17 protein-coding genes are annotated in these 15,772 nt (G+C 46.1%); 1 reads left to right on the plus strand and 16 read right to left on the minus strand.

The window, feature by feature from the left end:
* Nucleotides 1-118 precede the first annotated feature (118 nt).
* Nucleotides 119-1,030 (plus strand): TIGR01777 family oxidoreductase, encoded by a 912-nt coding sequence (locus BUA17_RS16325; protein WP_072734277.1) that lies wholly within the window; start codon nt 119-121, stop codon nt 1,028-1,030.
* Here the strand turns inward: BUA17_RS16325 and BUA17_RS16330 are convergent.
* The 16 genes from BUA17_RS16330 to BUA17_RS16405 form a co-directional block, all read right to left on the minus strand.
* Entirely contained in the window at nt 1,019-2,935 is a 1,917-nt protein-coding gene (locus BUA17_RS16330) for a DUF6382 domain-containing protein (RefSeq protein ID WP_072734278.1), read from the minus strand. The genes BUA17_RS16325 and BUA17_RS16330 overlap by 12 nt on opposite strands.
* 26 nt (nt 2,936-2,961) lie before the next feature.
* Nucleotides 2,962-3,474: an A24 family peptidase gene (locus BUA17_RS16335; protein WP_072734279.1), complete on the minus strand. Its 513-nt coding sequence runs from the start codon at nt 3,472-3,474 to the stop codon at nt 2,962-2,964.
* A gap of 8 nt (nt 3,475-3,482) precedes the next feature.
* Complete coding sequence (locus BUA17_RS16340) at nt 3,483-4,568, minus strand: pilus assembly protein (RefSeq protein WP_083584737.1); 1,086 nt, start codon at nt 4,566-4,568, stop codon at nt 3,483-3,485.
* A 29-nt stretch (nt 4,569-4,597) separates the two neighbouring features.
* Nucleotides 4,598-6,748: a hypothetical protein gene (locus tag BUA17_RS16345; RefSeq protein WP_083584738.1), complete on the minus strand. Its 2,151-nt coding sequence runs from the start codon at nt 6,746-6,748 to the stop codon at nt 4,598-4,600.
* Between the two features lie 57 nt (nt 6,749-6,805).
* Complete coding sequence (locus BUA17_RS16350) at nt 6,806-7,483, minus strand: TadE/TadG family type IV pilus assembly protein (RefSeq protein ID WP_072734281.1); 678 nt, start codon at nt 7,481-7,483, stop codon at nt 6,806-6,808.
* Nucleotides 7,464-7,655: a Flp1 family type IVb pilin gene (locus BUA17_RS16355; RefSeq protein ID WP_072734282.1), complete on the minus strand. Its 192-nt coding sequence runs from the start codon at nt 7,653-7,655 to the stop codon at nt 7,464-7,466. The genes BUA17_RS16350 and BUA17_RS16355 overlap by 20 nt, the downstream gene beginning before the upstream one ends.
* A 12-nt stretch (nt 7,656-7,667) precedes the next feature.
* A complete protein-coding gene (locus tag BUA17_RS16360) occupies nt 7,668-8,537 on the minus strand; it encodes a type II secretion system F family protein (RefSeq protein WP_072734283.1) in 870 nt (289 codons plus the stop codon).
* Between the two features lie 12 nt (nt 8,538-8,549).
* Nucleotides 8,550-9,311, minus strand: a complete 762-nt coding sequence (locus tag BUA17_RS16365) for a type II secretion system F family protein (protein ID WP_244552163.1) — start codon at nt 9,309-9,311, stop codon at nt 8,550-8,552.
* Nucleotides 9,312-9,336: 25 nt separating this feature from the next.
* Nucleotides 9,337-10,641, minus strand: a complete 1,305-nt coding sequence (locus BUA17_RS16370) for a TadA family conjugal transfer-associated ATPase (RefSeq protein WP_083584739.1) — start codon at nt 10,639-10,641, stop codon at nt 9,337-9,339.
* Nucleotides 10,638-11,861: a nucleotide-binding protein gene (locus BUA17_RS16375; protein WP_072734285.1), complete on the minus strand. Its 1,224-nt coding sequence runs from the start codon at nt 11,859-11,861 to the stop codon at nt 10,638-10,640. Before BUA17_RS16375 ends, BUA17_RS16370 begins: the two co-directional genes overlap by 4 nt.
* Before the next feature lie 159 nt (nt 11,862-12,020).
* The gene (locus BUA17_RS16380; RefSeq protein WP_072734286.1) at nt 12,021-12,404 is read right to left on the minus strand and encodes a VOC family protein; all 384 of its coding nucleotides are present in this window, start codon (nt 12,402-12,404) and stop codon (nt 12,021-12,023) included.
* Between the two features lie 266 nt (nt 12,405-12,670).
* On the minus strand, nt 12,671-13,534 hold the full coding sequence (locus tag BUA17_RS16385; protein WP_063564419.1) for a DUF6612 family protein: 864 nt from the start codon (nt 13,532-13,534) through the stop codon (nt 12,671-12,673).
* A gap of 99 nt (nt 13,535-13,633) precedes the next feature.
* Nucleotides 13,634-14,056 carry a thiol-disulfide oxidoreductase DCC family protein gene (locus BUA17_RS16390; protein WP_063564420.1) on the minus strand — a complete coding sequence of 141 codons (423 nt, stop codon included), beginning with the start codon at nt 14,054-14,056 and terminating at the stop codon, nt 13,634-13,636.
* Nucleotides 14,057-14,199: 143 nt separating this feature from the next.
* Nucleotides 14,200-14,478, minus strand: coding sequence for a hypothetical protein (locus tag BUA17_RS16395; protein WP_024629327.1), 279 nt, complete (start codon nt 14,476-14,478; stop codon nt 14,200-14,202).
* Nucleotides 14,479-14,576: 98 nt separating this feature from the next.
* On the minus strand, nt 14,577-14,822 hold the full coding sequence (locus tag BUA17_RS16400) for a zinc ribbon domain-containing protein (protein ID WP_024629326.1): 246 nt from the start codon (nt 14,820-14,822) through the stop codon (nt 14,577-14,579).
* Between the two features lie 205 nt (nt 14,823-15,027).
* Entirely contained in the window at nt 15,028-15,447 is a 420-nt protein-coding gene (locus tag BUA17_RS16405) for an organic hydroperoxide resistance protein (RefSeq protein WP_063564421.1), read from the minus strand.
* Between the last annotated feature and the right edge of the window lie 325 nt (nt 15,448-15,772).

Genomic DNA, 15,772 nt, shown 5'->3' on the forward strand with positions numbered 1-15,772 from the left:
TTGCAAACATGCTCCGTCAGGTAAGTCATTCCCAGCAAGGCAGTGCTTACCGCCCGGGGCTGTTTGTCGATCCAATATTACATGTCAGCATAGTCAAAATAACAAGGAGGTCGCCAAGATGAAGATTGCGATTTGCGGAGGTACCGGTTTTGTCGGAGGAGCACTCGTTGATTACTGGCTTCAGACAGGCCATCATGTGAAAGTTATTACACGCAAACTGCCGAATTTACATAATCCCAGCCAAAACCTTACTTATGTCTCATGGGAACAGGTAGAGGAACAGCCTCATTTGCTGGAGGGAATGGATGCCTTGGTGAATCTGGCTGGAGAAACGTTGAATCAACGTTGGACAACCAAAGCGAAACTGGAGATTGTTGAATCCAGAGTGACTACTGTAGCACGCGTAGCCAAATTGATAGATTCACTGGAACACAAACCAGAGGTGGTCGTACAGGCATCTGCCATGGCAATCTATGGCACCTCTCCTACAGAAACATTTGATGAGAACAGTCCTCAAAAATCGGTGAATTTCCCATCCCGCGTTTCTCAACAATGGGAAGTTGCTGCTGATGCCATCAAACATGTGAGACTTGTGAAAATCCGCGTTAGCCTCGTGCTTGGTCATAAAAAAGGTGCTTTTCCATTAATGAAACTGCCTTATATGCTTGGTGTTGGGGGCAGGGTGGGAAGTGGCAAACAGTGGACCAGTTGGATTCATATTATGGATATTGTGCGTTTGATTGATTTCACGATCCAAAATAAAGAAATCTCCGGTCCGGTGAACGCCTCTTCGCCCAACCCGGTAACCAACGATGAATTCGGACGCACGGTAGGCAAAGTGTATCATCGTCCGCACTGGTTCCCCGTACCCGGAATTCTGATCAAAACACTGGTCGGAGAACTCTCTGTCGTGCTGCTTCAAGGACAGCGGGTTGTCCCGCAAAAAGCGTTGGATCACGGATTCCAGTTCACCTTTCCTACATTAACCGATGCACTGGAAGATCTAAAACACCGGGGTCTATCCGACTGATCGATACGTGTAAACAGACTCAGCTAACGTAAAGGTATCCCCATCTTCCAGTGGATATTCTTTGTACGGAGCAAGAACATCGCCCTTGAGAATGGTTCCATTCACAGAACCCAAATCCTTAATGACATAGCCCGATTTGTTCCGGCTCAATTCCACATGAGCACGGGACACACCGGTTGCTGAATCTACCCACTGGACCATGTCCGCCGATCGGCCAATGACAAACGATGCTCCTCGGACATCCATCCGTTCATTTTTGTCCCCTGTTGCTGATCTGCGTTCAAGATAAAAGGAAGGTACTACTAGACCTGCTCCCGTAATGCTTCCGCCAGCAACACTCTGCAAATTTACTGTAGCATCAGCCGCCGCATGATGACGAATGAGCTCCGATGTTGCAGCCACGGATTCGACAGTATGCTGAACAAAAGGTTCATCAGAAGCTTCAGATGGTATATGTAGATTTTGAAAGCGAGAATTTCCTGCTACAGATGACCTGGATTCAAAAGATTGCCCCCGTTCTGATTGAGCATTTTGTATATCACCAGAGCTCTGTTGACTCATGTAACCTTGTCCATAGCTGTTACCTTCTGGTGACATTTCAGATGCATTCCAACGCCAGCTCTCCTGAAACATCTCTTCTTGGCTTTCTTTCTGCTTATCTTTGCCTCTCCCCAATCCAAAAAAAGCAGATTTCTTATTGGTAGAGCCCTCTTGTAATTCGCCATCTGCATATTCTTCATTCGGCATCTTTTTGCGTAGCAAATTGGATTTTGAATTTCCGAATTTCCCTTTGGTCACCCATGCCCAACCCGCGATCCCAAGCAAGCCAGCACTTAATGCTGCAGATAGAATCTTTTGTGTCTGCCCTGGTTGTTCCATATAGATGAATCTCCATACCAGCGCGATGGCAATCATACAGCCCAGAATGATATAGGTCGTTTTGGAAGAATCCTGCTTCTTGTCCTTCTCGTCCTTTTCCATATCATCGTCCTGTATTGAATCAAACGTTTGGCGCTGTGACGGATTCGTAACACCTTTCGCTTGCAATGAGGACTCTATCGGTGAACGTCTGCCCGAAAATCCTGAAAAGGGTTTGTTAAGTGGTTTGTCATCCTCCGCAGTAGATATCCTCGGTTGATGATTTGATTTTAACTGCTGCCCAGCTTCGCCATTCCGATCCAACTGACGATACTGATCTTGCCCACTTCTATTGAAAAACAGATCATTTCCCTGCTCCGGAACTGCAGAAAGTGGCATTCCTAATTTACTGTCAGTTGAGCCGGATGACCCACGTGAAGACATAAACGTTGCCTGGCCTAAACCACTCTGCTCATCTGCATATAATTCAAGCAAAAGTTCACGCAGTTGTCTAATATCCCATTGTTCAATCTCACATAGCTGGAGGACACGCTGAATCCCTTCGCCCTGAAGTTCCTGAACATGGGCCATTAACCTAATAACCAGTTCTCGGAATTGCTGAGGCGTCGGATCTACCTCAACTGCATCGACCATTGGAATATATACTAAGCCAAGCTCTCCCAGTTCAAGTGAACCATTGATAAATATGTACTCTTCCTGAATCTGTAATTTACGCGAATCCAACATATATTGTCTACACTCTGTAAACGTATCTGCCAGCTGAAACAATAGACCATATAACACACGCAGCTTGATTTTTCCTGACTTCAACATTTGAGGTAACATCTTATATCCTGAAATATCGTATTGTAACGTTACATTTCGGTCTACCTCTCGAATATGAACGGGAAGAAGTCGGGGAATTTGATTTGAAGACAACATGCCCGTCTGCACACGGCTCAGTTCGTCCATTCGCAGCCCTTCCGCTTTCTCCAAAACCATAAACGATCCGCCATTTCGAATGAAATCTCTCGTTAATCCATACATGCCAATCCTCTCTTTCCATTGCTTAGTTAAATCATGTAGATATAGGCGCTAATGAATCCTGGCAATACGGCCAGCATAAAAGGAAACTTCAATGTCTTTTCCTGATTGACCAGCTTGAGCGAACCGAGCATGAAGAAACCGGCAAGATTTCCTGCCATCCCGCGAATCCGCTTCGCAGAATCCCTTCGGAACAATAGAATGACTAATCCAATTGCCCCTGCGTACAAAACGGAGTAAATAATAACGTGAACGCCAAAGGCCAGTCCTGTCCAAGCTCCAATTCCTCCAAACAATTTCACATCTCCTGCACCCACTGCCCCGATTAGATACATTAGAAATAAGACACCGAACCCCATCGCGAATCCGGCTGCGGAGAACAGAAACCCCTCCCAACCTCCCCAGATAATATGGACCAGCACTCCAGCGACAGTCACTGGTAAAGTTAAACGATTTGGAATTTTCATCGAACGAACATCTGTAACAAAAGCTGCAATCACATACAGACCACAGGCCAGGTAAAACCACTCCACCTCCACCATCTCCTTCCTTATTTTCTGGAAGCCACATTAAACTCGGTCACCGTCTTGGCACCATCCGCAGTCTCTACAACAAATGTCCATGTGCCTTCCGTTGTACGTGTACCAACAAACCAGTTCCACTCAATCACACCATTTTCGTCAGCAGTCGCCCACCCGATATGCTTGGCTGAACTTTCACCGGACTTGTAAAATATGGTCAAGTTCGCTGTGGCTCCGGGCTCTACTTTGACCTTAATTGTTGCATTGTTGCCTATGTATGCTGGCTCCGGCTTGGATAACACGGTTACTGTTCCTGCAGAATCGGCGTCTCCCCCACTACTATTGGAGCCTTCTCCGGTATCTCCGATCCATACCCGTTCTGCCGCAGCCGCTTGAATACGTAAAGATTTCCCTAGAAAGGGGACTTTAACAGGCAATTCATAGCTCAATTCAAGCCGAAAGTAAGGATTCGTTTTATTTTTGAGATCAGGTATGGAAACACCGTTAACATGCACACGCTCTACATTTAGTACAGAAGTATTAATAAAAGGCTCAAGCAGCGGTTTAACGGTAGGATCAAGTACTGTCTCAAGAACGGATGTCTTTACCTCCTGTAACGGTTGTTCACCCCTGGCAGCAGCTGCACGTACCCAATCACTTAGCGGCTCTGGCAGTGAAGAGGCGTACTCTTCGGCCCATTCCGTCAGTGACAACTCCGGTATTTTCCACCCACCCTCCGAACCTTCACCATCTGCGGAATCAGAGGGGCTGAATACAAGGGAGACCGGATATATTTTCGTGGATAACTGCTTTACTGCCTCTCCTGCCGTGCTCTGCAATGCTGTTGATACCAACGTCATCTGTACGATGTAAATGAGGAACATGACAAAGAACAGGAATACAGGCAAAACCAGTGAGGCTTCCAAAACGATGCTGCCCATTTCCTTTTCTGATGAACCCGTCTTTTTTGGAGAACCTTCTTTTTTTGGAAAACGCACTTTGGAAACTGAATGTGTCTGCTCAGTCAGAGACTTTAATCTTTCCAGTCTACGCACTCGTGTAAGTCGACTCTGTAATCGTGCCAATATTTTTTCCTGCAGATGCTGCTTATCCATAATCCCTCCACCGAAACGACCCAGATTACTCAATAGGAATAATCGGCCTTTCGATCAATGAAAAATCGCCCATCCTCTACCTGGTCTGCACTACCCATGAGAGCACCTATACTTCTTGTGACTCCTGGTAAAAACCACAATTTAATACTGCTGCGCATGTTTCCTGAAGCGTATGTCTGCTTCTCATCCGGATTCACGCCGGTATTCAATCGGATCAAAGCCAACATTCTGGACATTTTGCGTTCATTGTTGCTATGCATTAATAGGAACAAACGCAGATGGTCCCTGTATGTAAGCTTGACTTTGATATATTTGGACAATTCCACACTACCTTCTTTAGCCAGTTTCACCATATCTGCTATAGCGTTTGTAATTCCGTATAAAATTGCAGCAGATAATACAAGTAGTGGATTCCCAAGCTTGCTATTCTCAATTAGTCCTTCTGCAGTTCGAATCGCCAGACGCATGCCAAAGATCTCCGCATACGCAGCGGCAATGTTCCCCGAAGGATTATGAAAACCATATACGATGTACTCCAATTCCTGATTTTGCAGTTTGAACACTTCACCAGCATCTCCACTGCCTTCAGTCCAGCCCAACAATTGCCCAAAATCCATGGAGTTGAAATACGCCAGTGCATACTCATTCTGGAACAACTCATCGCCAAAACTATCCAGCAAATTAGACATTCCTCCGAACAAACTGTCCATTCCGTTCATTGCGTCACCACCGGAGTCATACGGATCTCCAGCAATCTCTGCCTTCTTGGCTTCTTCACGGCTCGCTTGGTTAAAAGCGATGTTGGCGTTGTAGTACTCCTCCAATTGTTTGAAGGCTTCCATGGAGCCGGAGCTCCCCTTTTCGATTTGTGACAATATGCGTTTAACTTCCTTCAACTTCCCTTTGGATTCCTTATCATTCGCTTTGCGCTGGGCATCAGATCCGCGACCGCTCTCCAACAGCTGTTTGCTTTGGAGAATAACATTGGAGGGACCACTTCTTACATAAGTGTCCATGTATCGTTCCGTGACCTGACTAGCCTGTCTAACCCCTGGTTTAATGGAAACACCACTCATTACCGTAACAGTGCGAAGCTGCGTATTAAGCTCCATACTGTCATTTCTGACATTGGTGAAATCCGAATTTTGTGAGCGTACATGTGCATTTAACTGATCAAACAGCGTGTCAGCTCTTACAAGTTCCGAAGCAAGGGAGCGTGTACTCTTGGCTTCACTTCCCGATCCGGTAGACGGAGGGCTCGTCCCAGGCAGCGTTGAGTTGCCTACGTTTTCATAACTGGCATTCTGTGAACGGTTCTCCCCTTCAGCGATTACCCGCTTCATTTCCTCATTGATCTTGCGAGCTTCTTCAATCTCGACTTGGGCTTCCTCCAATTTTGTCTGGTGAGCCTGCAATGCTGGTTGTATGATCGTGCTTATGCCTGTCGCCACATTCCCTACACCTGTCCGATAACGAGCTAGCTCTAGCATGTACTGTTGCTGGTTAAATGGCAGCCCCTCATCCATTTGTTTTTTGTTAAGATAATCCGCATAACGCGCCGCTGCTTCGGCAGCTGTCTCTGGCGTCTCTCTTAACATCTCATCGTAAATGGCAGAGGAGGGCGGATTCATGATCAGTGCAGGCAGACCCTTCAGCTTATCGGCGGATTCCGTCTGATTGGCTATTGCTTCGTCCAGCAATTCCTCACGTTTGTCATACAGTTTTTGCAATTTTTTGAGCAGATCCACGGTATGAGCAGCTTCTTTCATCTCTTCTGACATCGGCTTAAAACGGTTGACCACTTCCAGGGTAAAATCAACCGGCGCACGATATTTCATATCCTCCTGGATCTGGCGATTAAAAATATCGTATCTGCCCAGTTCACGCTCCATGCTTAGTGAAGTCGTATCCCATTGGATATCCAGAATGGGAAACCCATCTTTCACAGCCGAGGGCTTCACACTATCATTCAGCACCTTGGCCATAATGGAGTCACCACTGCTGTCACCGTATCCAAATAGACCATACTCCCGCAAGGAAGTATCGTAGGCTGACATCACAGATCTCATCGCTGCATGCGTCATTCGTTCTGCCTGTACTTTGAAAGCAGCAATACGTGCATAATCAATGAAAATGGAAACAAACATAAAGATTCCAGCCAAAATCAAGATCAAGAACACGGTTACGGCTCCAGATTCACCGTCTTTTTTTCTGAACAGTGCTTCCTCCTCCTTTCCTCATTTTTTGGTTTTGCCAAAATGCTGTACAACCTGTCCCGCTTCAGCGGCAGTACTGGCTGCGGCTCCGCCCTTGCCTTTAAACTTGGCTGCATAATAACGGACCAGATCCACCGTTCGGATGAATTCCGTCGGCTCTACAACTGCAGATGAACCTTGTGTTAATACACTGTTACCTGAATCAAATAAAAAAGAAGGCAGCGGTAAAGAAATCACCTGCTCCAGCTTAGTCGTTACTTTTCGCTGGATCAGCGAGTTCTGATATTCAATTGTCCCGTTCATGCCAGAGGGCATACCTTGTGCCGCTTGGGACAGTTTCTTTTCCGATAGACTTCCGCCTTCTCCTGCGGGTACTGACACAATAACCTCATTGTCCGCTCCCACCCAACCAAACAGTGCTCCGAGCAATCGATCATCGGTCAGTCTCCAGTACAAGTTGTCATGTTCCCCAGCAACAACTTCTCCTGTCATCGCCTGCTTGTGGCTGTTATCCCAGCTGTAGGCGGCACGTTCAGAAGCTGCATACGCATGCTGGTTCAAAAATGTTTTCTGATACATGTACATGGAGAAAAATAAAAGTAACACGAGAATAAACAACACAATAGGGAAGACCAGGGAGGCTTCAATGGTGAAGCTCCCTTCTTCCTTTTTGAATCTACTAACCCGGGAAAAATTCATTACTTTTCGTGTCCACTTTACTAAGGAGGCTCGTAATTAGTTCAGTTATTTGTTTCTTGAATATTAATGCAATAATGATAATAACGCCGATGATCAGAATCAGCTCCAACGTACCAAGCCCATCCTCTTCCTTCCAAAATCCAGTTACCTTGCTTTTCATCAATTCCAGCATCCCCAATTCCTCCTACATATTCATCATCATAAAAGCAGGTGCCCCGATCATCACCACAATTGAAAAAAAGATCAGTACCATCGGAAACACCAGTTTGGAAGAAGCCTGTTCTCCCTTAGCCCGACTAACAGCCTTGCGTTTCTCCCACAACACATGGGACAGATCACGCAGCGCCAATACAAAGTCACCTCCCCCTCGCCGGAAATTCAGCAGCACTGTTGTTGTAAAAATCGTCACTTCCTGTACACCACAGCGGCGACTGAACTGTTCAAAGGATTGTTGAAACGAATAACCGTTATTCCAATCCCCAACCATCTTTCGCAACTCATTATAGAGGGGATGATTTCGTTCTCCCTGACTGGCTACACAGTGAACAATGGCACGCTGCACCGTTTCTCCCGCACCAACTAGCAGAACAATTCGGTTCAATAACTCCGGCAGCTCCATGAGTATGTCCTGATCTCTTCGCTGTACTTTGGTGTTAAGATCTTTGTAGAGCGCAAAGGGCAGTGCAGCACCGAGTGCCAATCCACCTACCATACCCCCAAGCCCCATGTCCCCAACGAGCGCCAAAAGGCAGCCTACGAGCAACATCAGCCACGAATAAGTCAGCATCTCAGCACAGTAGAGCATCGTTTTCTCTCCACTATGCTGTATGCCATACATTTTCTGAATGGCATGCTGCATACGGAACATGAGCACAGGCAATCTGCGGCCCACCTCGAACTTGTCCAGTAAAAACAAAAAGGGGCCATGCAGCTTCTTCAGACGTATTCCTTCCATATCCAGTTTGCGCAAATGTCGGTAGGTCTGCCCTCGCGTTCGATCAAGCACCAGCCACCCTGCTCCGAGCACCCCTCCGAAAATAACGGGAAGCAGCATCGTGTCAGCTCCTTATACTTTGATATCCATAATGCGTGTAATCCACAAATAACAGCAGGCAAGTAACGCCAATGCCCCGCTGGAGATCATATATCCCATCCCGCTGTATAACGGCTCCATAAAATCCTTGGCCGTAAAGTTTAGAAAAATCAGAAAAATAAATGGAGCGGCAAACATCACTTTAGATTCAAACTTCTTCTGTGCCACCGCTACCATGATGTCCTGCTGAATATCCAGCTTCTCACCAATCACCGCAGAGGTTCGCCTTACCACTTCGACCAGATCTCCACCCGTTCGCTTACAAGTGATGAACACATCGGCAAAGTTTGTGATATCCTCAATTTTGGCCCGATCCGAGAAGTCTTGCAGCGCCTCTTCAATGGGCTGACCATATTCCATACGCGTCCTCAGAATGGTGAATTCACGAATGAGATCTGTATCCGCCTCAGGATTCAGCATGCGCAGATCCTCCACTGATTCCTTAAAACCGTTCTCTACTGATTTTCCCGCAGCCAGCGCAGAGGATAACGCATATAATGCCTGCTTAAAATGTAAACTGAGAGTCATTCTTCTTCGTTCCAGCAGTACTTTGGTCCAGTGTTTTGGTACCCATATACACCCCGCAGCTAATATCAAGCCGGCCAACCAGTGATGATAGAACAAAATACCGACACCAAAGAACAACAAACTACTAATCAGCATACAGACAATCCGCTGTCTCCGGGAAAGCGTATATACGGTGTAGTCTGTTAACGCCTGTCTGGCCTCACCCAACTTCATCACCTACCAATGAAATCAACTAATTTACGTTGTTATCCGATCCATTCAACTCATCACTATTGCGTTCTATGTACTCGTTCAACCATTCCGCTAGCCCAGCCATCTGAATTTTATCCACTTGTCTCAGTGTTCCAACTTGCACGAGTCCGCCAATAATCTTGCCTTCTTTTTCTTCGATTTCCTGGAAACGAAACAGTGGATTGAGCAGTACTTCTCCGTCCTGCATGCCAATCACTTCGCTAATCTCGGTCACCCGACGTGAACGATCACGCAGCCGGGATAAATGTACAAAGATATCAATGGCTGAGCTGATCTGCTGCCGGACAACCGCAATGGGAAGATCCGCTCCTCTGAGCACCATGGTCTCCAATCTGCTGATCATATCGGAGATCGTATTGGCGTGACCCGTGGACAACGAGCCATCATGTCCAGTGTTCATGGCCTGCAACATATCCAGTGCTTCTGCCCCCCGCACCTCACCAATGACAATTCGATTTGGACGCATCCGCAAGGATGACTTGATCAGGTCCCTAATAGATATTTGCCCCTTGCCCTCGGTATTGGCATTACGCGTCTCCAGCGATACCAGATTGGGTACCGTAACAATCTGCAATTCAGCAGAGTCCTCAATCGTGATGATCCGTTCATCCGCCGGGATAAACTGAGATAATGCATTTAGGAAAGTAGTTTTCCCCGACCCGGTTCCGCCGCCGATAAAAATATTGTATTTGCTGCGTACCAACTGCTGCAGCAATTCTGCCGCTTTCTCATGCAGGGCACCTTTACCAATCAGATCGGACATCTTCATCGGTTCACTTGGGAATTTCCGAATCGTCATAGTCGGACCCTTCAATGCAATAGGAGGCAACACGATATTGACCCGAGAGCCGTCTTTCAACCGCGCATCCACGATTGGAGAAGACTCATTCACAATCCGGTTCACCCCGGATACAATCATCTGGATAATGTCTTCCAGTCGTTCCCTGGACTCGAACTCCAGCGTGATCTGTCTGACTTCACCTTCCTGCTCAACGAAAATCTCACGGTGGCTGTTGATCATAATCTCCGTAATTTCGGGATGATCCACCAATGGTTGCAGAATATCCAGCCCTCGAAAGGAGTCAAATAACCGTTGTACCAGCGTATGACGCTCCCCGGAGGTCAGATCATCCAGATTCGGGTCAGAGAGCACTTTACGCTCAATTCCCTGCCACAGTTCTTCGTCTCCCGCAGACGACGTTAAATCGAGGCCAGCCCTGACCTCGCGACGCATGATCTGAAACTGCTCTTCACGGTCCAGTATCATCTTGGATGAATCCGTCATAGTGACCAACCATCACCCTTCTGGATTCGTCCTGTCTGCTTCAGTTCTTCTTCCCCATCCTGTACGATCATGGCGCATAGTCTCTTCACTTCGCGTTGAAAGATCGGTGAGCTGAGCATCACTTCCTCCTGGCTTAGCTGCTTCCAGGAAGGGATATACGGCAGTACAGCATCCAGATGCAGATCAGGTCTTGGCAAGGCATTGATGACGCTGTCCCGATACTTGTTGACAATGAAGCGGGCACGATCCAGTACACTTTCATGCAGATCCGGCCACGTACGCTCCATATGCTGCATCCATTGACCCCAGCGGTGCATGGAAGAGATGTCATCCTCAACCAGCCACACGAACACACCTGCAGCATCGAAAATCCCCTCACTGCGTCCATCCCAACCTGAGTCCCCATCGAGAATGAGCACATCATATTGCCCACAGTCAGCCAAATAACGGATCAGACTCTTCGTATCTTCACGGGACATTTGCAGCAATTCCTTCCGATTCGATAACGGCCAGAATACATCCGACTTTAGCGCTTCGTGACGAAGCACGTATCCATCCACCCCTTTGGAGGAAGACTGCACTTGTCCCTGTTTGCATGATTCTTTCCTGCCCACCTTCAAATCGTATAGCAGACGTGAAAGCCCTGTTTCTGCATCAGTTATACGCTGCCCACTTCTAGACATACCCTTCTCCAGAAATGGCATTGAGCTATCCAGCGTCTCCAGATTGAGATACAGAACAGCATATCCCGCAACCCCCAGTTGCTTCGCCATATGCATCGCCACCGCCGTTTTGCCACTCCCGCCGGAAGCTGATACAACTCCAATAGAAAGTGTCTCCTGTCCTGGACGATGGGTTTTCTTCCGACGCGGCTGCCGACAAGCATTAAGAACAGCATCCATCAGCGTAGGCAATGGTTGATATTTCATCAGCCGTTTATCCTCATCCACCTCATCTAATCCTTCACTAAGCATCACCCATGGAATACCCGAGGTTTCGCCACCGTGACTCAGCCAGCTGTTCAGAAATTCCGGTTCCGCAATCACCAGATCCGGCAGTTCCCTGCCTTCTTGTTCATTCATGTGATCCCTGAACGCTTCCCATTGTGAAAAGGCGGTAAATCGTATACCGGAGCCGGACGAGCTCCCTTGTACAAAATCAAGCCAGGCGCTGATATACTCTCTGTCTTTGGAAGCCAGCACTGCCTTAAGAACAATCAATTCTTCTTCCCTCCCTGCAAAAAAGCACAAAAAAGCACCGTCCAATAACCGCATGAGTATGCAGTGTATGGACGGTGCTTCCGTCACGTGCTATGAATGTATGGATAATATAGCATACAATTTCTGGAGGAGCAAGGGATTTATTCAAACGCAAATCACTCAAGAATGATAAGGTGCATCAAACTCAATAATATTGCGGTCAGGATCAAGTACAAAAATCTGTGCAAACCCGGCAACACTATCTGGTCTTGCCTCATATTCAATTCCCTGCTGTTCCAGCCAGGCCAAAGTCTCCTTGTAACTCTTCACCCAGATCGCAAAATGTCCATCTGTTGTATCGATCCCTGCCTCACGAAGAGTGTGTCCCTGCGGGTGCTGTAACAGATGAAGCTGTTGACTACCAAGGGCATACCAGGTGCCTGTGGAGTTGAAAGGCGGACGTTCAATCTCTTGCATGCGGAGCAAACCGGAATAAAATGTCTTCGCAACTTCCAAATCACGTACAGCCAGACTCACATGATGTATATGTGCATATTCAATCATTTCTTTGACCTCCTGCCTGAAATAGCCTTCCTTCAACTTCCCATCAACTCTAAATTCAATCGCTTACACGACTATACTATAACACCTTGGACTCTGACCACAACGCATACAAAAAAAAGAAAAACACCCCTGATTGAATTCAGCGAACCTGTCGGTTCACACAAATTCATATCAGAAGTGCCTTCTCCAGAATATCCACATCATAAGCAACTTTACCAGGTTAACTTCTCATCAGAGAGAATCACACCCGCTTAGCCTTGCGCTTATTATTTAGCACTATCCAATGCTTCTTGCGGGATTTTAATCTCTTTCACGCCATTATGGTTAGAGAACGTACTGGTCATCTTCATGTCCATCGAGATTTTCTGTCCTTCCTGCTCCATATTCATAACCATGTTGACATCCGTACTTGCAGGCAGGTAGGTTTCTTTGTTGATCATATATTTCATTTTCATGCTGGTAATATTCATTTGATCAAGCATCGCTTGAGTTTGGGCATCCGATCCATTTTGCTCCATAACCGCTTTGGCCAGTTCCTTCACGTTATCACCGGATACGTCAGCGTTAATGACGTAGTTGTCGCCTTCTTCCGTAATTTTGGTGTCTTCGGCAATCTTTTTGAATTGCTCCAGCTCACCTTCCGGATTCATGCTTGCCTGCATCTGCTCAATCAGTGGTTTCGTTTGCTCGTCAGGAATTTTGACCCACTGGTTCCCCACCTGCGAATAAATCTTATCCGAAGTGATGTACTGCTTCACATTCTGCGCTTCCTGTCCGGACATTTCCATTTTCATCTCCTGATAGATCATCATCGGATCTTTGATGATATCCATCTTCAGTGATGTTTTCACCTGTTGATCCTGGGACTGCTCACCAGCCACCAGTTTCAAATTTTGATCGATATTGGCTTCCGTAGTGAAGCTTTTCATATCTTTAGTAGCTGCATTCGTTTTCTCAATTAACTCGTCCAATGTAGGGATCTTTGTCTCCTGCTCCGCAGTTGTATTCCCCTCGTTAGACGTTTCGTTTCCAGCTGGCGGCGTTGCTGTACTGTTATCTGCATCGCTACTGCAAGCTGTCATGCTTACTGCTAATAATGCCCCAATAATTAATGTAGTCCACTTCTTCAAGTTATTTGCCTCCCAAAATAGAGTTGATCCGTACTCATTACCCAATTATTTCCGTTATTAATCAATCGTCACCGATAAAATATGTCACACTTCAGCCTTTCAAAGGAATCGATCCTTAATTTCAGGTGTAGGCAGCATGCACGCTTCATCTTTACCGAACCAGCGATATCGGTTGCGAGCTACAGTGTTATATATGGCATTTCGAATAAATTTCGGTACAATAATCAACACGTACAATAATGGATAAGGGAATTTCAAACCTTTGGCCAGACGCAGCGCTGCGGTTGAACGTGTATAATATTTTCCATCCTCAATGAGTACAAAAGTATCCATGCTGTCCGTGGACAGATTGCCCTTCTCCAGCAATTTTTTCGCTACATCCGATTGGAGTGATGCAAAATGATATTTCCCCTCAGGGTCACGCTTGATAATCCACTTCGTTAATCCTTGGCAGAAATGACAGACTCCGTCCACAAGCACAATCGGGTGTCCCTGATGCTGATCCGTTTGATTTACTGTCATAATCGTGGCCTCCTCATGTGTGCTATTAGCATAACTTACCCGTTTTGAGTCATCTCGGTCGCTTTTTCACATTTTATTTAAGTATAACGGAAAATAGAAAAAGAGCGCAGGGTCTATGCCCACGCTCGTATCTGTTTTGGCAATTACTCGGCAATTGCCTTTTCCATCCATTGGTCGTCGATCATCTGTTGGTGCAGGTCACCAGCCCACTGGTCCATGCATTTGCAAATGAAATCTTTGCGACATACCGGACAAGGTGTTTTCTGTAGACGGCTGATATTGGTCAGCTTCCATTCCGGGGAATGGGAGTAGAATACACGGCATTGTGTACCGTCTACCAATTTCATTTTAAATTCATACAATCCGTCTTCCTTGTTGCCACTAGCTAATTCTAAATTTGCAATACGCGGTCTATAAGACATGGATATCACCTGTTAATTCAAATTTGGTTCATGCATTGACACTTCTTAGTACTAAATCATATTAAAGAAATTTTAGTTCGATGTCAACTCACGCACATTTACCCACCAAATAGAATATCAAGAATGGTACCCACCTGACCCTGTTTTTTCCCTTTCAACACATCCGGATCGAATACTTCTACATATCCACAGGAAGAACAGGCGACGAAGAGATAATGATTGTGCTGAATATCAAACATTTTGCTAAGTCCTGCTCCTGACATGGATACTTCCTTAATATTGCAATCCGTACCCCTGCATTTGGTACATACAAATCGTCGTTCTATCATCTCTTCAATACTCATTGTCGTTCCCCCTTATTCGAATGTATGACTTCAAGCAAGAGTAGATTATGTAAAATAGTACGCTGTTCAACATGCAATCTCCTGCATCTCATCTGTATTATAAAATACAAAACCCTGCCGAAGGCCAGCAGGGTCTTGTACTCGAACATCAGGTATCCAAAGATACCCTGCTCTATATGTTCCCTTTACTCCTACGAGTCAGGTCTTAAACTACATTAAGTACCACATCAATATTGCCGCGTGTTGCTTTGGAGTAAGGACAGAAATCATGTGCCTTGCGTGCAAGATCCTCTGCTTGACTGTGATCCACGCCAGGCATGCTCACATCCAAACGTACAGACAGTTGGAAACCATCATCTGCCGGATCTTTGCCGATGGATACATTACTTGTGACCACCACATTCTCCAATTTCACGCCTGCTTTGCGTGCCACATTGGCAAGAGCACTTTCATAACATGCACCGTATCCCGCTGCAAAGAGCTGCTCAGGATTGGTTCCTTCACCACCGGAGCCTCCAAGTTCTTTTGGCATTTTCAGATCATGCTTGAGCACGCCATCCGAAGAAGCCACCGAACCTGTACGTCCACCTTTAACTGTCGCTGTTGCTGTATATAAAGCTTCCATTAAGAATCTCTCCTTCACCTATAAGATTTTTGTTGCCTACAATTCAATTTAAACTTCTGGCTCATTTTGAAACGTTGTTGCTCCTTATTCAGCTTTTACATCTTTATCTTTTTCATGCATTGAGGATGAACACAGGTAATTTATCCAGGGTTGGGTAATATACTAAGGCACAATTCACTCTCCGGTAAATTTTGTCCTCATACACAAAAGTTGCACTAGACAAAAATAATTGAAGGAGTACAATGTAAGTATCAACATAAACGTTTAGACATATGTGAGGTCGTTTAATTACGCTTTTAAGATTTTGGTTTCAATGTTCCAATTT

It is taken from the genome of Paenibacillus sp. ov031, from assembly GCF_900143165.1.
Classification (GTDB): Bacteria; Bacillota; Bacilli; order Paenibacillales; family Paenibacillaceae; genus Paenibacillus; species Paenibacillus marchantiae.